Source organism: Pseudomonas putida (assembly GCF_050990305.1).
Classification (GTDB): Bacteria; Pseudomonadota; Gammaproteobacteria; order Pseudomonadales; family Pseudomonadaceae; genus Aquipseudomonas; species Aquipseudomonas putida_AH.
Window position 1 is genome coordinate 3,108,779 of sequence record NZ_CP158817.1, and the last position, 18,481, is coordinate 3,127,259.

Here is an 18,481-nt window from a genome sequence, read left to right on the forward strand (position 1 = left end):
GAGCACAGGGTCTACACTCTGGCGCGACGGTCACTGTTTCGCCGACGCAATTGCCCCCCCTGTAGGAGCGAGCATGCTCGCGATGCAAGCCCAGACAACGCGAGCATCCAGACAGGGCGCGTTATCGTTCACGACCATCGCGAGCATGCTCGCTCCTACAGGGGGCGGGTCAGACACCGCCAACTCTGGAGCGCCCGATGCCCGCAAGCCTTGCCAGTCAATCCCTGCGTTTGCCTTCGATCGACAGCCTGCTTCGTCATCCAGCGTGCCAGCCACTGGCCGAGCGTTATGGCCGCGAAGCTTTGCTGGCCGCCCTGCGGCAACTGCTCGATGACCTGCGTGTAGGTGTGCAACATGGGCAGGTCGAGGCCATTGAAACCAGCCCCGAAGTACTCGCAGGCCGTGTGGGAGAGCGCCTGGCCACTCAACACCGCAGCCACGTGCGCCGGGTGTTCAACCTCACCGGCACCGTGCTGCACACCAATCTGGGCCGTGCCTTGTTGCCTGACGAAGCCATCGAGGCCGTGCAAATGGCTGCGCGCTATCCACTCAATCTGGAGTTCGACCTGGACAGCGGCAAGCGCGGTGATCGCGATGATCTGATCGAAGGGCTGATCCGCGAGCTGACCGGCGCCGAAGCGGTGACCGTGGTCAACAACAATGCCGCAGCGGTGCTGCTGACCCTCAACAGCCTGGGCGCACGCAAGGAAGGCATCATTTCCCGGGGCGAGTTGATCGAAATCGGCGGTGCATTTCGCATCCCCGACATCATGGCTCGGGCCGGGGTCAAGCTGCATGAAGTCGGCACCACCAATCGCACCCACGCCCGCGACTACGAAGCCGCTATCGGCCCACGCAGTGGCCTGATGATGCGCGTGCATGCCAGCAACTACAACATTCAGGGTTTCACCGCCAGCGTGCCCACCGCCGAGCTGGCGCAATTGGCCCATCGACACGGCTTGCCACTGCTTGAAGACCTGGGCAGCGGCAGCCTGCTGGACCTCACGCGTTGGGGCCTGCCCGCCGAACCCACGGTGCGCCAAGCGCTGCTCGATGGCGCGGACATCGTTACCTTCAGCGGCGACAAATTGCTGGGTGGCCCACAGGCCGGATTGATCGTGGGGCGCAAGGCATTGATCACCCGGATCAAGAAGAACCCGCTCAAACGCGCGCTGCGGGTCGACAAGCTGACCCTGGCGGCTCTCGAAGCCGTGTTGGGTCTGTACCGCAACCCGGATCGTCTGGCCGAACGCTTGCCAAGCTTGCGCCTGCTGACCCGGCCTCAGGCGGATATCCTCGCGCAGGCCCAACGCCTGCAACCGTTCCTGGCGCAACTGTTGGGTGCGGCCTGGAATGTCAGCGCGGTGCCGGCACTGGGCATGATCGGCAGCGGCAGCCAACCGGTAGCGCGCTTGCCCAGTGCTGCGCTATGCCTTCGTCCGCACACCTCAAAACGTCTGCGCGGGCGCTGCCTGCATCAACTGGAAGCGGCGTTGCGAGGCTTACCGATTCCGGTGCTTGGGCGCATCGATGACGACGCCTTGTGGCTCGACTTTCGGCAACTGGATGACGAAGCAGCGTGGCTGGCGCAACTCGATCAATTGCAGCATGAGGACCAGGCAGGGTGATTGTCGGCACCGCAGGGCACATCGACCACGGTAAAACGGCGTTGCTTGAGGCACTGACCGGACAGGCCGGTGATCGGCGCCGGGAAGAACGCGAACGCGGCATGACCATCGACCTCGGCTACCTCTACGCGGCACTCGAACCGGGCGCGACCTTGACCGGTTTCATCGACGTGCCGGGTCATGAGCGCTTCACCCATAACATGCTCGCCGGCGCCCAGGGCATCGACCTGGTGTTGCTGGTGGTCGCCGCCGATGACGGGGTGATGCCGCAGACCCGTGAACATCTGGCCATCGTCGAATTGCTGGGCATCCCGCGGGCACTGGTGGCCATCAGTAAATGTGACCGGGTCGAGCCGTCCCGGGTGCAAGCGGTGCGCGAACAAATCCGTACCTTGTTGGCGTCCGGACCTTATGCCGATGCGCCCCTGTTCGCATTGTCCAGCGTGACCGGGGAAGGCGTGGAATCTCTGCGTCGGGCCTTGCTGGAGGCGCAGCAAGATGTGCTGCAACGCAGCCTTGAGGGTGGTTTTCGCCTGTGGATCGACCGGGCGTTCAGCGTGGCCGGCGCGGGCATCGTGGTCACCGGAACGGCGTTGTCGGGGCAGGTGACAGTGGGGGATACGTTGCTGCTCGGGCCTCTTGGCAAGCCGGTGCGGGTGAAGGGACTGCACGCGCAAAATCAGCCAGCCGAAAACGCCATCGCCGGGCAGCGTGTCGCGCTCAATCTCAGTGGTGAGCGCCTGGCGCTTGAGCAGCTTCATCGTGGTCAATGGCTAGCGGCCCAATGGCTGTACGCACCGACCCAGCGTGTGGATATCGACTTGCAACTGTTGGCGAGCGAACCCCGCGCCTTCGAGCATTTTCAGCCGGTGCATGTGCATGTGGGGACGCAGGACATCACCGGTAGAGTGGCCTTGCTGGAGGGCGCGAGCCTGTTGCCGGGTGGGCGGATGCTGGCGCAAATCCTGTTGAGTGCACCGGTGCAGGTGGTCAAAGGCGATCCGTTGATCCTGCGCGACCAAAGCGCGCAACGTACCCTGGGCGGTGGACGAGTACTCGATCCCTTTGCGCCGAGCCGTCACCGGCGCAGTCCCGAGCGAATCGCGCAACTCCAGGCGCTGACTGACACCTTTCGATTCGAGGATGTGCTGGCGGCGCTGCTGGTCCACAGCGACACCGGGCTCGATCCACGGCGGCTGGAGCGTCAGTTCAACCAGCCGCGCGCAACCTGGGGGCTACCCGATGCGCTGCGCTTGATCGAGACGCGGCAAGGCCCGGTACTGTTCGATGCCTCCCGTTGGCAGGCCTTGAAAGCCCAATTGCTGCAACACCTGGCGCGCTTTCACGAACAGGAACCCGACCAAATGGGTCCGGACCGTGATCGCCTGCGGCGCTTCACCGGCATGGCCCTCGACCGTCCGGTGTTTATCAGCCTGCTCGATGAATTGCTGGCGTGCAACGCCATCGCCAGCCACGGGCCCTGGTTGCATCTGCCCGATCATCACGTGCGCATGAGCGACGCGGACCAAGCGCTATGGCAACAGTTGCAGCCCTTGTTCGAGGCCGCTGGATTCGACCCGCCCTGGGTGCGTGATCTGGGGCACGACGAAGCCACGGTGCGTTCGCTGCTGCGCAAAATGGCCCGGTTGGGGCTGGTGCATCAGGTGGTGCGGGATCTGTTTTATACCGATGCGATGATTCGCCGCCTGGCGACTATGCTGTTGCAACTGGCCGACACCGACCCGGTGATTCAGGTGGCGGCGTTTCGCGATGTGGTCGGGCTGGGGCGCAAGCGCAGTATCCAGATTCTGGAGTATTTCGACCGGCTTGGCCTGACTCGGCGGTTGGGCGACAAGCGCCATATCCGCCAGGACAACGCACTGGCCCAGCGCATGGATCAATGATCGTTCAGGAAGGTAATCGCGCCCGGTGGCGCGGCCGGGCTTCAAACCCGGTTGGGGACGGCATCCGTTCCCGGGCAGGTTCGACTCCGGCTACCTTCCGCCACTTTTCTTTGAGGCGGGTCTGAAGCGAACGACTACCTCTGTAGGAGCGAAGCTTGCTCGCGATGGAGGTCCAGACGACGCGATCAATCAGACAACCCGCGTTATCGTTCACGACCATCGCGGGCAAGCCTCGCTCCTACGAAGTGGGGGTGTGCCGTAAAAGCGAGCCGACCACCCGCCCTCTGTAGGAGCGAAGCTTGCTCGCGATGGAGGTCCAGACAACGCGATCAATCAGACAACCCGCGTCATCGTTGACGACCATCGCGGGCAAGCCGCGCTCCTACAACGTGGGGGTGTGCCGTAAAGCGATCCGACCACCGACCACCCGCCTTCTGTAGGAGCGAAGCTTGCTCGCGATGGAGGTCCAGACGACGCGATCAATCAGACAACTCGCGTCATCGTTGACGACCATCGCAGGCAAGCCTCGCTCCTACAACGTGGGGGTGTGCCGTAAAGCGACCCGACCGCCGACCACCCGCCCTCTGTAGGAGCAAAGCTTGCTCGCGATGGAGGTCCAGACAACGCGATCAATCAGACAACCCGCGTTATCGTTCAAGACCATCGCGGGCAAGCCTCGCTCCTACGAAGTGGGGGTGTGCCGTAAAAGCGACCCGACCACCAGCCCTCTGTAGGAGCGAAGCTTGCTCGCGATGGAGGCCCAGACAACGCGATCAATCAGACAACCCGCGTCATCGTTGACGACCATCGCGGGCAAGCCTCGCTCCTACGAAGTGGGGGTGTGCCGTAAAAGCGACCCGACCACCCGCCCTCTGTAGGAGCGAAGCTTGCTCGCGAAAAAAATCAGGACAACGCGATTCACCACAAGGCCCCCGTTTTTGTTGACGATCATCGCAAGCAAGCTCTCTCCTACAAGCGTTCCAGTGCACTCGTGGCCGCGACTGAAGTAACTCGCAACACTCATTGTGCGTCTATGCTGGGCAAATCAACTCCCAATTTTCGCAGCAAACTCCCAGGAGACGTCAATGGTACCCAGTCCGCTCTCAGAGAAGACCCTGTCCCGAGGGTTGCTCGATGTGCTGATCCGCGCGGGGCTTATCACCGTGCTGGTGTTGTTCTGCTTCCAGATCTTCAGCCCGTTCCGAGACTTGATGCTGTGGTCATTGATCCTGGCAATCACGCTCTACCCATTGCAGACAAAACTCATGGGTCCGCTGGGGCAAAAAGAGGGTCGGGTTGCGACGCTGATCATATTGGTGTCGATCGTGATCCTCATGGTGCCGATCTATCTGTTGGGCACTTCGATTGCCGACTCGGTCCAGGGCGTCATTACCCTGGTGCAGACCGAAGGCTTCCGCATTCCGCCGCCGAATGAATCGATTGCCGGGTGGCCGGTGATTGGCAAGCCGCTGACGGCCATCTGGCTGCAGGCGGCCACCGACTTTCCCGGTCTGATGGCCAAGTACCTGCCGCAAATCAAGGGCGTCAGCCTTACGTTGTTGGGTAAGCTGGCTGGCGTCGGCATGGGCTTTCTAACCTTCATCTTCGCGCTGATCATCGCCGGGATTTTCATGGCCTACGGTGACGCCGGCAGCCGCTCTGCCGTGCAGATCGCGTCGCGCATCAGCGGCCCGGAGAGAGGCCCGAAAATCGCCGCATTGTGCACCGCGACGATTCGGGCGGTAGCGCTCGGGGTGGTCGGCATCGCGTTCATTCAGATGCTGCTGGTGGGGTTGGGCTTTGTCTTCAAGGGCGTCCCTGGGGCCGGGCTGCTGGCATTGGCGGTGCTACTGCTGGGCATCATGCAATTGCCAGTGACACTGATCACGATACCGGTGATTGCCTACGTGTTCGCCACCGAGGGCGCGAGCACCGCGACCATCGTGTTTGCCGTCTACGTGTTTGTGTCCGGTTTGGTGGACAACGTACTCAAGCCGTTGCTGCTCGGTCGCGGCGTCGATGTGCCGATGCCAGTGGTGCTGATTGGCGCCCTGGGCGGCATGGTCACCAGCGGCATCATCGGTTTGTTCATCGGCCCGGTGGTGCTTGCGGTCGGCTATCAGCTGTTCTGGCAGTGGGTTGAGGTTCAGCCGTCGGAATAGGGCGCCATACCCCTGCGCTCATGCCGCCTTGGTGCAACAAGGTGGCATGAGCGTCAACTGGCCGGCTCAACCTTGCAACTCATTGCGCCGGATCCCGGCTTCTGGAACAGCACATCGTCGCCGCTTTGCCAGAAGCTGTAACTCCCCTGGTAATCCTTGCCCGTGTATTGGGCGCCCATCTCACTCGACACCTGAATCAAGGTGATCGACGCACTCGCCCACTTCAGGTACACGACGCCAGGCAGCGTGGTGAAGAAGGTCGCGGCCAACGGCGTATTCAATCCCGGACAACGAAAGGCCAGGGGGCCTTCGGTGAGCCTGCTGGGGTCTCGGGTTCTGACAATGGCTGATCCCTTGCGCAACTGGTACGCGCGCTCGGCGTAACTGCGGATCGTGCACGCCTTGGGGTCCTGCTCGGAGGCACACTGGTTGCGGGCATCGATCCAGAACTTCTGGTCAATCATGACCTTGTCCGGAAGCGGAACGGAATGCTCATCCGTGAGGGCCAGGCGATACAGACGCAACAGTTCGATATCCATCTGCGCCAGTTGCGAATCGCGGCAGATCAACTTTTCGATGGAGGCCGTTGCGGCGTTGCAATCGAAGCTGGTCTTGAAGGACGCCGCATCGGCATAGGAACTCGTCGCCATGCTCAAGCTGGCAACCAGTACTTCGGTGAAAAAGGCCGCGACCGTTTTCATGCTTGGTTTCACCCAGATCATTACGGGATGCCCGGATAGACGTGGCGTCGAACAGACATTCGTTCGCATAGGGTGTAGGCAGTGTAAGCCAGCACTCGAAACTTGCCACATCGCCTGACGGCTGGGTGGCAAGGCAGTGGTGGGGGGCTGCGGGTGACGGTTGAGAAGAGGGAAAGTTTTCCAGGCGGCGGTTCACCCCGAGTGTCATGAAATGAAAAGTCGTTGTCGTCTGATGAGAAGCGATGATCAGGCGTGCGACCTACAGTCCAATCAGCGCAATTTCGATGCTGCACGCCAATAATTGAGACTGGAGAATAAAAAACATGGCCAAAGCCGTCCGCTTCTACGAAACCGGTGGTCCCGAAGTGCTTCGCTTGGAAGACGTCGAAGTGGGCGAACCCGGGCCCGGTCAAGTTCGTCTACGCCATGTGGCGGTGGGCCTGAACTACGCCGACACCTATTTCCGCAATGGTACCTATCCGATTCCGCTGGCCAATGGCATGGGTGTGGAAGCCGCAGGTGTGGTCCAGGCCGTTGGTGAAGGGGTCACCAACGTGCAAGTGGGTGATCGCGTGACCTACACCGGTTTTCTCAACACCTTGGGCGCCTATAGCACCGAGCGCCTGATCCCGGCCGCGCCGCTGATCAAGCTGCCGGAAACCATCGGTTTCGAGACCGCCGCCGCCATGACCATGCGCGGACTGACGGCATCGTACCTGATGCGCCGCATTTACGATTTCAAGGCTGGCGACAGCATCCTGCTGCATGCTGCCGCCGGTGGTGTCGGCCTGATCGTTTCGCAATGGGCCAAATTGCTCGGCCTGAATGTGATCGGCACCGTGTCCACCGAGGCCAAGGGCGAAATCGCCAAGGCCCACGGCTGCGACCATGTCATCAACTACAGCCATGAAGACGTCGCCTCGCGCGTGCGTGAGCTGACCGATGGTGTTGGCGTCAACGTGGTGTTCGACAGCGTCGGCAAAAACACCTTCATGGGCTCCCTGGATTCGCTCAAGCGCCGCGGCCTGATGGTCTGCGTGGGGACCGCATCCGGCCCGATCCCGGCCTTCGATCCAGTCATGCTGGCCATGAAAGGCTCGCTGTTCCTGACCCGTCCAGCCTTGGCCGACTACATTGCCGATCCTGCGGAAAAAGCCGCGCTGGCCGGCGAGCTGTTCGATCACGTCGGCAGCGGTCGGATCAAGATCGAGATCAACCAGCACTACGCGCTGCAGGATGCCGTTCAGGCCCACCGTGACCTGGAATCGCGCAAAACCACCGGCTCGTCGATTTTCGTCATTTAAGGGAGCTACTAGCCGTGAAAGTCGAACAATTGACCTGCCACATTGGCGCGGAACTGATCGGCGTCAACCTGGCCGATGCTATCCATGACGACGGTCTTTTTGCCGAGATTCGTGCCCAGTTGCTTACGCATCGCGTGTTGTTCCTGCGCGACCAGGACATCAGCCGTGCCGATCACGTGGCCTTCGCCCGTCGCTTTGGCGAGCTGGAAGATCACCCGGTAGCGGGCAGCGACCCGGATCATCCGGGCCTGGTGCGGATCTACAAGAATCCAGACCAGCCGATGGACCGCTACGAAAACGCCTGGCACACCGATGCGACCTGGCGCGAAGCACCTCCCATGGGTTGCGTGTTGCGTTGCGTGGAGTGCCCGCCGGTGGGGGGCGATACCATGTGGGCAAACATGGTCCAGGCCTACGCAAACCTGCCTGAAGACGTGAAGCTGAAGATCGCCGATCTGCGCGCCCGGCACAGCATCGAAGCGAGCTTCGGTGCCGCCATGCCCATCGAAAAGCGCCTGGCGCTCAAGGCGATGTACCCGGATGCTGAACACCCGGTGGTGCGCACCCACCCTGAAACTGGCGAAAAAGTGTTGTTCGTCAACGCTTTCACCACCCATTTCAGCAACTACCACACCCCTGATCGGGTGCGCTTCGGCCAGGATGCCAACCCCGGTGCCAGCGAGTTGCTGCGTTACCTGATCAGCCAGGCGTACATCCCCGAGTACCAGGTGCGCTGGCGCTGGAAGCCCAATAGCATCGCGATTTGGGACAACCGCAGTACCCAGCACTACGCCGTCATGGATTACCCGCCGTGCCATCGCAAGATGGAGCGGGCCGGGATCATTGGCGACAAGACTTACTGATAGACCTCTCTGCATTCGCACTCATACAGCCCCCCGCCGGGATCAAACCCGGCTGGGCGCACAATCATAAGAACTGGAGTAAATCATGCAATTCTTCGACGATTCCCTGCACCCGGAAAACATGGAAAAGGTGGTCATCACCGTGGCCCCTTATGGTCCTGAATGGATGCCGGAAGACTTCCCGGAAGACATCCCGCTGACCATGGACGAGCAGGTCCAGAAAGCAGTGGACTGCTATGAAGCCGGCGCCACCGTTTTGCACCTGCACGTGCGTGAACTGGACGGCAAGGGCTCCAAGCGCCTGTCCAAGTTCAACGAACTGATCGCCGGTGTGCGTGAAGCCGTGCCGGACATGATCATCCAGGTTGGCGGTTCGATTTCCTTCGCCCCTGAGAGCGAAGGTGAAGCGGCCAAATGGCTGTCGGACGATACCCGCCACATGCTGGCCGAGCTGACGCCAAAACCGGATCAGGTCACGGTGGCGATCAACACCACCCAGATGAACATCATGGAACTGCTGTATCCGGAGTACCTCAAGGGCACTTCCCTGGATAACCCGTTGGTTCATGCCGCCTACAGCGAAATGACCGTACCGGCCGGTCCAGCCTGGGTCGCCGAGCACCTCAAGCGCCTGATGGACAACGACATCCAGCCGCACTTCCAGCTGACTGGCATGCACGCCCTGGAAACCCTTGAACGTCTGGTTCGCCGTGGCGTTTACATGGGCCCGTTGAACCTGACCTGGATCGGCATCGGCGGCGGTTTCGACGGTCCGAACCCGTTCAACTTCTTCAACTTCATCCACCGCGCGCCGGACGGTTGCACGCTGACATCCGAGTCGCTGCTCAAGAACGTCATGCCGTTCAACACCATGTCGATGGCCATGGGCATGCACCCGCGCGTGGGCAACGAAGACACTATTATTGATCACAAGGGCGACCGTTTCGGCTCGGTCGATCAGATCAAGCAAACCGTGCGCATCGCCCACGAGCTGGGTCGCGAAATCGCCACCGGCAAAGAAGCCCGTGAGATCTATCGCATCGGTGTGAAGTACAACAGCATCGAAGAAACCCTGTTGGCCAACGGCATGGCCCCCAACCGCAAGGCTGGGCAAAAAGGCGTGCCGCAGCGCGGCTGACCGCTAAAAAGGGCGGGAGGTCGATGATCTCTCGCCCGGTGGTTTGAACAAAACGCTCGATAACAACAAAAACAACGTTTCGAGGAGGCTGTATGGCCTTTCATCCAATTGCCGCAGACGATGACGACGGTACGGTCAGCGTTGCGCGCAAGTATGCCTGGATCGTCTTTGCCCTGACGTTCGGCCTGCTGATTTCCGATTACATGTCGCGTCAAGTGCTCAACGCGGTATTCCCGCTGCTCAAGGAAGAATGGGCGCTGAGTGACGGTCAGCTTGGCTTGCTCAGCGGTATCGTTGCCTTGATGGTCGGCTTGCTGACGTTTCCGCTGTCGCTGATGGCAGACCGTTTCGGTCGGGTCAAAAGCCTGGCGCTGATGGCGTTGCTGTGGAGCCTGGCGACCTTGGGTTGTGCGCTGGCGCAGGATTACCAGCACATGTTTATCGCCCGGTTCATGGTCGGCGTGGGTGAAGCGGCGTACGGCAGCGTCGGAATCGCGGTGGTGATTTCAGTATTTCCCAAACATATGCGGGCAACGTTGGCCAGTGCCTTCATGGCCGGTGGCATGTTCGGCTCGGTGCTGGGCATGGCCCTGGGCGGTGCGATCGCCGCTAAATTGGGCTGGCGTTGGTCGTTTGCTGGCATGGCGCTGTTCGGCCTGCTGCTGGCAGTGCTGTATCCAATCATCGTCAAGGAAGCACGCATTGCGCCGCAACGCGCAACCAATGCCCTTGGCCAAGCCAAGGCAAAGGTAAAGCAGCCATTGCGTACGCTGATTTCCAGTCCTTCGGTGATCGCCACTTACATTGGCAGCGGCTTGCAACTGTTTGTCGGCGGCACCGTGATTGTGTGGATGCCCAGCTATTTGAATCGTTACTACGAAATGGGCACGGACAAGGCCGGTGGCATCGCGGCGATCATCGTGTTGTGCAGCGGTGCGGGAATGATCCTGTGCGGCATGCTCAGTGATCGCATGTGCCGCAACATTCCAGAGCGCAAGGTGGCCTTGGCCATTGCGTATTGCCTGGGCAGTTGCCTGTTGCTGTCGGCGGCGTTCGCGCTGCAGGCGGGGCCGCTGCAATTGATGTTGATTTGCATGGGGATGTTGATTGCCGCCGGCACCACGGGACCCGCTGGGGCCATGGTTGCCAACCTGACCCATTACTCGGTGCACGGCACGGCGTTCGCCACCCTGACGTTGGCTAACAACATGCTCGGGTTGGCCCCAGGGCCGTTCATCACTGGCAAGGTGTCCGACCTGATCGGCCTGCATGCCGCGTTTCAACTGGTGCCGTTGGTCAGCCTTGCAGCGGCGGCGGTGTTCTTCTATGCCAAGTGTCATTACCACAAAGATATTGCCCGGCTTAAGGGCCAGTGTGTGCCTGAGTCGGTCAGCGAATCAGGGTTAGAGGTGAAGTTGTGAGTGGTCGTCTGCGTATTGATGTGTTTCTGGATTTCATCTGCCCCTGGTGCTTGATCGGCAAGCGCCAGCTGGAACGTGCTCAAGCGTTGTTGCTTGGCAAGTACCCGGACGTGGAGTTCACCACGGTGTGGCACGGGGTCCAGCTGTTGCCTGAATTGCCGGTGCAAGGTACGCCCTTCGTCGAGTTCTATCGCAAGCGTCTGGGCAGCGCCGATGCCGTACGGATGCGCCAGGCGCAGGTGAAGCAGGCCGCGCTGGCGGTCGGCGAAACCATCGATTTCGACCGTATTGTCACCATGCCCAATACTGCCGATGCCCACCGTCTGTTGGAACGGATCAGCGTACTGGGCAATAGCCAGCAGCGAGACGACTTGATCGAGCGGCTGTTCGACGCTTACTTCCACCTCGGTGAGGACTTGGGTTGCCGCGAGACCTTGTTGTCCATCGCACAATCCTGTGGTTTCGACTCCGGTTTCGTCGCCGACTGCCTGTTTGGCAATGGCGAGCCATTTGTTGGCGATCCGGGTGCTACCGGCGGCGTGCCATGCTTTCAGTTCGACCGGCGTGTGACCGTGGTCGGTGCGCATCCGGCCGAAGACCTGTTTGGCGTCATGGAAGAAGCCTTGCTGGACCGTAGCGGCGAGCGACAGTCCTCATGAATACGCGTGTACATGTGCCTGCCGGAAAACTCCCGCAGGCCGGGGGCCGTGCGCTCTTCGAATTCGATGACAAAAGCATCGCGCTGTTCAATGTCGACGGTGAGCTGTACGCCATCGACGACAGCTGTCCGCACCAGGGTGCGTCCCTGTGTGGCGGTCGCCTGGACGGGCGGGTGATTCAATGCTGCGCCCATGGACTGCGGTTCAACCTGGCCAGCGGTTACTTGCTCAACTCCAAAACATTCAAGGTTGCCAACTACCCGATCGAGGTCATTGGCGATCAGACATTCCTTGTCATCGCTACCGAGGAGACCGCGCCATGAGCGCCATCGCCCTGACCCGTATCCATAGCCGTACGCGCGAACTGGCGCCAGGCTTTATCGTCAGCCTGATCGTCGCAGCGGCGGCGACTTTTCTTTCGGAGCACTACGGCGCACCGGTCATGCTGTTCGCGTTGCTGCTGGGCATGGCGCTGAACTTTCTCGCCGGTGAAGGCAGTTGCAAGGCCGGTATCGAATTTACCGCGCGCACCGTATTGCGCATCGGCGTCGCGCTGCTGGGCATGCGCATCACCCTGGAACAGATTGCCGCGTTGGGCTGGAAGCCCTTTGCGCTGGTGGTGATTCTGGTGGTGGTGACGATCAGTGTCTCGGTGATCGCTGCCAAGGCGCTGGGTTTTCAGCGACTATTCGGCATGCTCACCGGCGGCGCCACCGCGATTTGTGGGGCTTCGGCGGCGTTGGCCCTGGCTGCGGCGCTGCCCAACCATCCACAAAAAGAACGTGCCACCTTGTTCACCGTGATCGGGGTGTCGGCGCTGTCGACCCTGGCGATGATCGTGTACCCGATGATTGCCAAGTGGCTGGCATTGTCGCCGCAAGTGGCCGGGGTCTTCCTGGGCGCCACTATTCATGATGTGGCCCAGGTGGTCGGCGCTGGCTACAGCATGTCCACCGAAACCGGCGATACGGCCACGGTGGTCAAGCTGATGCGGGTGGCGATGCTGCTGCCGGTGATCGTCTGCGCGGCCATGATTACCCGCATGCAGGGCGCCGATCCCACCGGCAAGCGACCGCCGCTGTTGCCGTGGTTCGCGGTCGGTTTTCTGATTCTGGCGTGCATCAACAGCACGGGTTGGGTGGCTCCGATGGTGCAGGGGACGGTCAATGACCTGTCGCGCTGGGCCCTGGTGGTTTCCATCAGTGCCTTGGGCATGAAGACCCAGCTCAAGGAACTGGCGTCGGTGGGTATCAAGCCGATCCTGCTGATGGTGGGGGAGACGGTGTTTCTGGTTGTGCTGGTGCTGCTGTTGCTGCATTGGGGCATGTAAGCCAGCACCGCGCCCTCGAAGTGGCAGGGCCGCATTATGTCTCCTCCTAGGCGTAGTGCGGCTGACAACCGGTGCCACAGCGCCGGTTATTTTGCGGCGACCGTTCCTGCGGTCGCCGTTTTTTATTCCTCACCATCGCCGCGGTGCATCTGGTGTACCGCGTTATCGTTCTTCGCCTGTAGGAGCCGGGCTTGCCGGCGAACCAGGCGCCGCGGTGAGTTTGGTGTACCGCGTTATCGTTCTTCGCCCGTAGGAGCCAGGCTTGCCGGCGAACCAGGCGCCGCGGTGCATCTGGTGTACCGCGTTATCGTTCTTCGCGGGCAACGGGCGAACCAGGCGCCGCGGTCTGGTGTATCGGTTATCGTTCGCGGGCAACCACGGGCGAACCAGCCGCGGTGAGTCTGGTGTATCGCGTTATCGTTCTTCGCCCGTAGGAGCCAGGCTTGCCGGCGAACCAGGCGCCGCGGTGCATCTGGTGTACCGCGTTATCGTTCTTCGCGGGCAAGCCTCGCTCCTACGGGCGAACCAGGCGCCGCGGTGAGTCTGGTGTATCGCGTTATCGTTCTTCGCGGGCAAGCCTCGCTCCTACGGGCGAACCAGGCGCCGCGGTGAGTCTGGTGTACCGCGTTATCGTTCTTCGCCCGTAGGAGCCAGGCTTGCCGGCGAACCAGGCGCCGCGGTGCATCTGGTGTACCGCGTTATCGTTCTTCGCGGGCAAGCCTCGCTCCTACGGGCGAACCAGGCGCCGCGGTGCATCTGGTGTACCGCGTTATCGTTCTTCGCCCGTAGGAGCCAGGCTTGCCGGCGAACCAGACGCCACGGTGAGTCTGGTGTATCGCGTTATCGTTCTTCGCGGGCAAGCCTCGCTCCTACGGGCGAACCAGGCGCCGCGGTGCATCTGGTGTACCGCGTTATCGTTCTTCGCGGGCAAGCCTCGCTCCTACGGGCGAACCAGACGCCGCGGTGCATCTGGTGTACCGCGTTATCGTTCTTCGCGGGCAAGCCTCGCTCCTACGGGCGAACCAGGCGCCGCGGTGCATCTGGTGTACCGCGTTATCGTTCTTCGCCCGTAGGAGCCAGGCTTGCCGGCGAACCAGGTGCCGCGGTGCATCTGGTCTACCGCATTATCGTTCTTCGCGGGCAAGCCTCGCTCCTACGGGCGAACCAGACGCCGCGGTGCATCTGGTGTACCGCGTTATCGTTCTTCGCGGGCAAGCCTCGCTCCTACGGGCGAACCAGGCGCCGCGGTGCATCTGGTCTACCGCATTATCGTTCTTCGCGGGCAAGTCGGAACGCCGTCCGCTCTCACAGCGCTCGGTTTTTACTCTGAGTCGGGGAGGGTGTTCACGTCAGAGGGTGCTTTCAACGTGCCGGGTTTTTGCGTGCTGCGCCAGGTCGCCGGTGGCATGCCGAACTGGCTGATGAACCAGCGCGTGAAGGAGCTGGCCATGGAGTAGCCCAGCATGTCGGCGATGCGCCCCAGCGAATAGTTCGGGTTTTCCAGGTATCGAATCACCAGGTCGCGGCGCACGTCGTTGATCAGGTCGTTGAAGGCGCAGCCGTCTTCTTTCAGGCGACGCTGCAAAGTCCGCACGTTCATGCCCTGGCTCTGCGCGATTTGCTCGATGGTGGCGCGTCCCATGGGCAGCAGCAGGTAGATGGCCTTGCGTACTTCAAACAGCGTCGAGGGTCCCTCGTGGCTCTGCAGCGAGTCGAGATAGCGCTGGGCGTGACGCGCCATTGCCGGGTCGGCGTGGGGGTTGGTCATGTCCAGGCTGGCATCGGGGCAAACGATACCGTTGAACTCGCTGCCAAATTCCAGTTTGCAGCCGAACAGGCGCCGATGCAGGTGCAGGTTGTCCGGTGGCTGGTGGGTGAAGTTGACGCTGTAGGGCTGCCAGTGGGTGCCGAGCAGGGCAGAGGCCAGACGGAACATCACGCCGATGGCCAGTTCATTGGCTTGCCGGCAGGGCATGGGTGTAGCGGTGATGACTTCTTCGCGGATGATCACCATCTTGCCGGCTTCTTCGATGTGGATGGCCAGCGATTCGTTCATCAGATGCCGATAGTGCACCAGCACCTGCAACGCTTCGCGCAAGGTGCGCTGATGGCTTAGCAGTAAACTGACCACCCCGAAATCCGAAAGATGGCGCGACTCGGCCATGCTCAGACCGAAGGTCTGGCAACCGCTGGCAGTGGCCGAATCCTCCAGCAGGCGAACGGCCGCATCGATCGGGATTCGGTACTCGGGCGTTTGCAGCCGGGCCTTGCTCAGGCCGACACTCGCCAGTAAATCGTGCGGATTGAAGCCCTGGTAATGAGCGACTTCCAAGTAGTTTGTCAGGACAGCGGCGCGAACGAGCTTTGTCATGCAGAGGCGTTCCTGCAGTGGATCCAATGGAAACGAGTGTGGCCGAATATAGCCATCACGCCAGCAATTGAACAGCTGTGTAAGGTCACGTTAACAGCTTAAAAGCGGCCACTTGGCAGCTCTAGTTAAGCTGTCATCAAAAGAAAAGTCACTGTCGTCAAATGAAAAGCGCGGCCTCCTCTGGCTCTTTAATGTCGGTACTACAAAAAACGCCTGACCAATGAGTCAAGCACGTCACCGAGAAGCCGAAGGTGTTCCAGTGGATAAATTGCATACCACCGCAACCGTTCTGATCGTACCGGGCCTGCGTGAGCACGTAGCCGAACATTGGCAAACGTTGCTTGAAGCCCGTTTGAGCAAAGTACGTAGCGTTCCCCCACTTGAGACCGACAAGCTCGACTGTGCTGCTCGCGTCCGGGCGATCCAGCATGAGCTGGAGCAAATCGACGGGCCAGTGATCCTCGTCGCCCACAGTGCCGGCGTGCTGATGGTTGCGCACTGGGCTGCCCGCTACAGTCGTCCGATCAAGGGCGCGCTGTTGGCCGCGCCGCCGGATCTGTCGGCCCAATGGCCGCAAAACTACCCAAGCCCGCAAACCCTTCGTGAGCACGGCTGGACCCCAATGCCCCAAGGGGCGCTACCCTTTCGCAGCATTGTCGCTGCCAGCACCGACGATCACCTCGCCAGCTTCGCCGCGGTCACTCACATGGCCCGGGACTGGGAGGCGGAGCTGGTCAATCTCGGCGCCGTCGGCCACCTCAATCCGGCTTCGGGCTTCGGCCCTTGGCCCCAGGCAGAATCACTCATTCTGGACCTGGATCGCTAAAAAAAACGCGCCGGTCCGGCTACCCGCCAACCGGCATTCGTCCAAACTCCCCAATGCACTGGCGCGCTCTTACCGGGCGCCTGCGCGGGGACCCCTGCGCTTAAAACAAATACAAAAAGGCGGAGCCAACGCTATGCACAACAATAAGAGTTACGGCTACACACTTCCTTCGCGTCGCAGTTTACTGGCCCTGGCGGTCCTGGCGGCATCAATGCCAGCTGCCCATGCCATGGAGTTGGACACCGGCAATCCCGACTGGAACATTCGTTTCGATAACACCGTGAAGTACAACTACGGCGTGCGCACCGAAGGTGCCGACAAGCGTATGTTGGGCACGCCGAACAACAACGACGGCGACTACAACTTCCGCAAGTCCGGGACCAACATCACCAACCGTCTCGATCTGTTGACCGAGATGGACGTGGTCTACCAGCAAAACATGGGTTTTCGTGTCAGCGCCGCCAGCTGGTACGACAAGGCCTATGAAAACACTGGCTCCAACTCCAACCCGTTCGTCAACGGCAATAAAGATACCTCGGGCCTGGTCGCCAATGACCCGCGTCTGGCTGGCGTGACCAATGACAACGTCGGCTTCGGCAGCCCTCATCTGAGCAACTACGCCCAGCGTTACTACACCGGTCCGTCCGGTGAGATTCTCGATGCTTTTGTGTTCTACAGCACCGAAGTGGGCGAAGAGTCGATGTTCAGCGTCAAGGCTGGCCAGCACAACGTGTTCTGGGGTGAAACCATCCTCAACCCGGTGCATTCGATGAGCTATGGCCAGTCCGGCCTGGACCTGGCCAAGCTGGCGGCATCGCCAGGCACCGAGGCCAAGGAACTGTTCGTTCCACGCAACCAGTTGTCGATGTCGTTCACCCTCAACCCCGAGTGGACGGTCGGCGCCCAGTATTTCCTGGATTGGGATGCGGCGCGCCTGCCTGAGGCCGGTACCTACTACGGTGGTTCGGACCTGGTGGGCTTCGGCGCGAAGTCGTTCCTGCTGGGCAACACCAACTCCATCACCCCAGGCAGCCCGCTCGGTTGCGGCCTGGCACCTTGCAACGCATTGACCAACGTGCGTCGCGGCGATGACCTGACGCCGCGCAACTCCGGCGACTGGGGTGTCATGGCCAAATGGTCGCCCGCCTGGCTGGACGGCACACTTGGCTTTTACTACCGCCAGACCTCAGACATCCTGCCTCAAGCCTGGCTTGACGCTCGTGGTCTGACCTCGGCCAATGCCAACGGTACGCCGCCACGGGGCCAAGTGCCGGCCGTGGTCAACACCCTGAACTCGTTGAGCACAGCCACCTATCAATTGGCTTACTCCGACAAGATCGACATCTTCGGCTTCAGTTTGTCCAAGGATATCGGTGGCGTCAGCGTCGGCAGTGACCTGAACTTCCGCCACAACATGCCGCTGGCCAGTATCCCGGCCATCGTCAGCACCAACAGCCCATTGGGCCTGGGGCAGGGCCTCGGCCTGCTGCCGCCGCGCTCGGCTGCTACCGGCGTGATCTACGACACCCCGCACGATGGCGACAGCATGAGCGCCACCGGCGACACCCTGCACTGGACACTCAACGGTCTGATGACCTTGCCCAAGACGCCGGTGTTCGATTCGGCCGTGCTGCTGGGCGAGCTGTACTACAGCAACCTGCTCAAACTCGATAGCAAGAACGAGGCGCTCTACAAGGGCAAGGACACTTACCGTGGCATCGATGCGCCGACCCGTGACAACTGGGGCGTCGCGGTCAACTTCACCCCGACCTGGTACCAGGTATTCCCTGGCGTGGACTTGAACACGCCGATGTCGGTCAACGTCGGTATCGACGGCGTTTCCCCGGTATCGGGCGGTGGTGCCAAGGACACCGGCAACTACGCCGTCGGCGTCGGTGCCATCGTTTACAACAAGTACTTCGTCGACCTCAAGTACGTGGACTCCTTCGGCAAGGCTGACAAGTGCAACGTCAGCGGTAACAGCACCGGTGCTGCCAACGCCGGAAGTGGCGACGGCTCCACGCCGAACGCCTTTAGCGGTAACGAAAACTATGCGTGCTTCGCCGGCGGCTATTCAGCCTTCTCGGGTGGCGGTGCGACCACAGAAGACCGTGGCGCGATGTACCTGACGCTGAAAACCACCTTTTGATTCACCCAATGCTTAGTCAATAAGC

The 18,481-nt window shown here is 61.2% G+C and carries 14 protein-coding genes and 1 tRNA gene; 13 read left to right on the forward strand and 2 right to left on the reverse strand.

Annotation, left to right across the window (positions count from 1 at the left end; all coding sequences use genetic code 11):
- The first annotated feature begins 197 nt into the window (after positions 1-197).
- From selA to ABTV22_RS14075, 4 genes are all read left to right on the forward strand, one after another.
- Positions 198-1,628, forward strand: a complete 1,431-nt coding sequence (gene selA, locus ABTV22_RS14060; protein WP_433741005.1) for an L-seryl-tRNA(Sec) selenium transferase — start codon at positions 198-200, stop codon at positions 1,626-1,628.
- Positions 1,625-3,532, forward strand: coding sequence for a selenocysteine-specific translation elongation factor (gene selB, locus ABTV22_RS14065; protein ID WP_433741006.1), 1,908 nt, complete (start codon positions 1,625-1,627; stop codon positions 3,530-3,532). Before selA ends, selB begins: the two co-directional genes overlap by 4 nt.
- Before the next feature lie 7 nt (positions 3,533-3,539).
- Positions 3,540-3,635: transfer RNA gene (locus ABTV22_RS14070), tRNA-Sec, on the forward strand.
- Between the two features lie 982 nt (positions 3,636-4,617).
- Positions 4,618-5,694: an AI-2E family transporter gene (locus tag ABTV22_RS14075; protein WP_433741008.1), complete on the forward strand. Its 1,077-nt coding sequence runs from the start codon at positions 4,618-4,620 to the stop codon at positions 5,692-5,694.
- Between the two features lie 53 nt (positions 5,695-5,747).
- Here ABTV22_RS14075 and ABTV22_RS14080 read toward each other — a convergent pair whose 3' ends face one another.
- Entirely contained in the window at positions 5,748-6,395 is a 648-nt protein-coding gene (locus tag ABTV22_RS14080; protein WP_433741010.1) for an MliC family protein, read from the reverse strand.
- Between the two features lie 323 nt (positions 6,396-6,718).
- Here ABTV22_RS14080 and ABTV22_RS14085 point away from each other — a divergent pair, with 323 nt between their 5' ends.
- The 7 genes from ABTV22_RS14085 (at position 6,719) to ABTV22_RS14115 (ending at position 13,110) form a co-directional block, all read left to right on the forward strand.
- On the forward strand, positions 6,719-7,699 hold the full coding sequence (locus ABTV22_RS14085) for a quinone oxidoreductase family protein (protein ID WP_433741012.1): 981 nt from the start codon (positions 6,719-6,721) through the stop codon (positions 7,697-7,699).
- Between the two features lie 14 nt (positions 7,700-7,713).
- A complete protein-coding gene (locus tag ABTV22_RS14090) occupies positions 7,714-8,562 on the forward strand; it encodes a TauD/TfdA dioxygenase family protein (RefSeq protein WP_433741014.1) in 849 nt (282 codons plus the stop codon).
- Positions 8,563-8,647: 85 nt separating this feature from the next.
- Complete coding sequence (locus ABTV22_RS14095; RefSeq protein WP_433741016.1) at positions 8,648-9,700, forward strand: 3-keto-5-aminohexanoate cleavage protein; 1,053 nt, start codon at positions 8,648-8,650, stop codon at positions 9,698-9,700.
- 92 nt (positions 9,701-9,792) lie between these two features.
- Positions 9,793-11,121 (forward strand): MFS transporter, encoded by a 1,329-nt coding sequence (locus ABTV22_RS14100; RefSeq protein WP_433741018.1) that lies wholly within the window; start codon positions 9,793-9,795, stop codon positions 11,119-11,121.
- Entirely contained in the window at positions 11,118-11,780 is a 663-nt protein-coding gene (locus ABTV22_RS14105) for a DsbA family oxidoreductase (RefSeq protein WP_433741019.1), read from the forward strand. Before ABTV22_RS14100 ends, ABTV22_RS14105 begins: the two co-directional genes overlap by 4 nt.
- Positions 11,777-12,103 (forward strand): Rieske (2Fe-2S) protein, encoded by a 327-nt coding sequence (locus tag ABTV22_RS14110; protein ID WP_433741021.1) that lies wholly within the window; start codon positions 11,777-11,779, stop codon positions 12,101-12,103. Before ABTV22_RS14105 ends, ABTV22_RS14110 begins: the two co-directional genes overlap by 4 nt.
- A complete protein-coding gene (locus tag ABTV22_RS14115) occupies positions 12,100-13,110 on the forward strand; it encodes a YeiH family protein (RefSeq protein ID WP_433741023.1) in 1,011 nt (336 codons plus the stop codon). The genes ABTV22_RS14110 and ABTV22_RS14115 overlap by 4 nt, the downstream gene beginning before the upstream one ends.
- Before the next feature lie 1,321 nt (positions 13,111-14,431).
- Here the strand turns inward: ABTV22_RS14115 and ABTV22_RS14120 are convergent.
- Positions 14,432-15,481, reverse strand: coding sequence for an AraC family transcriptional regulator (locus tag ABTV22_RS14120; protein WP_433741025.1), 1,050 nt, complete (start codon positions 15,479-15,481; stop codon positions 14,432-14,434).
- A gap of 259 nt (positions 15,482-15,740) precedes the next feature.
- Between ABTV22_RS14120 and ABTV22_RS14125 the strand changes: the two genes are divergently transcribed.
- Together ABTV22_RS14125 and ABTV22_RS14130 are read left to right on the forward strand one after the other, a co-directional pair.
- Complete coding sequence (locus tag ABTV22_RS14125; protein ID WP_433741026.1) at positions 15,741-16,307, forward strand: RBBP9/YdeN family alpha/beta hydrolase; 567 nt, start codon at positions 15,741-15,743, stop codon at positions 16,305-16,307.
- Between the two features lie 133 nt (positions 16,308-16,440).
- Positions 16,441-18,456, forward strand: coding sequence for a DUF1302 domain-containing protein (locus ABTV22_RS14130; RefSeq protein ID WP_433741028.1), 2,016 nt, complete (start codon positions 16,441-16,443; stop codon positions 18,454-18,456).
- Positions 18,457-18,481 lie beyond the last annotated feature (25 nt).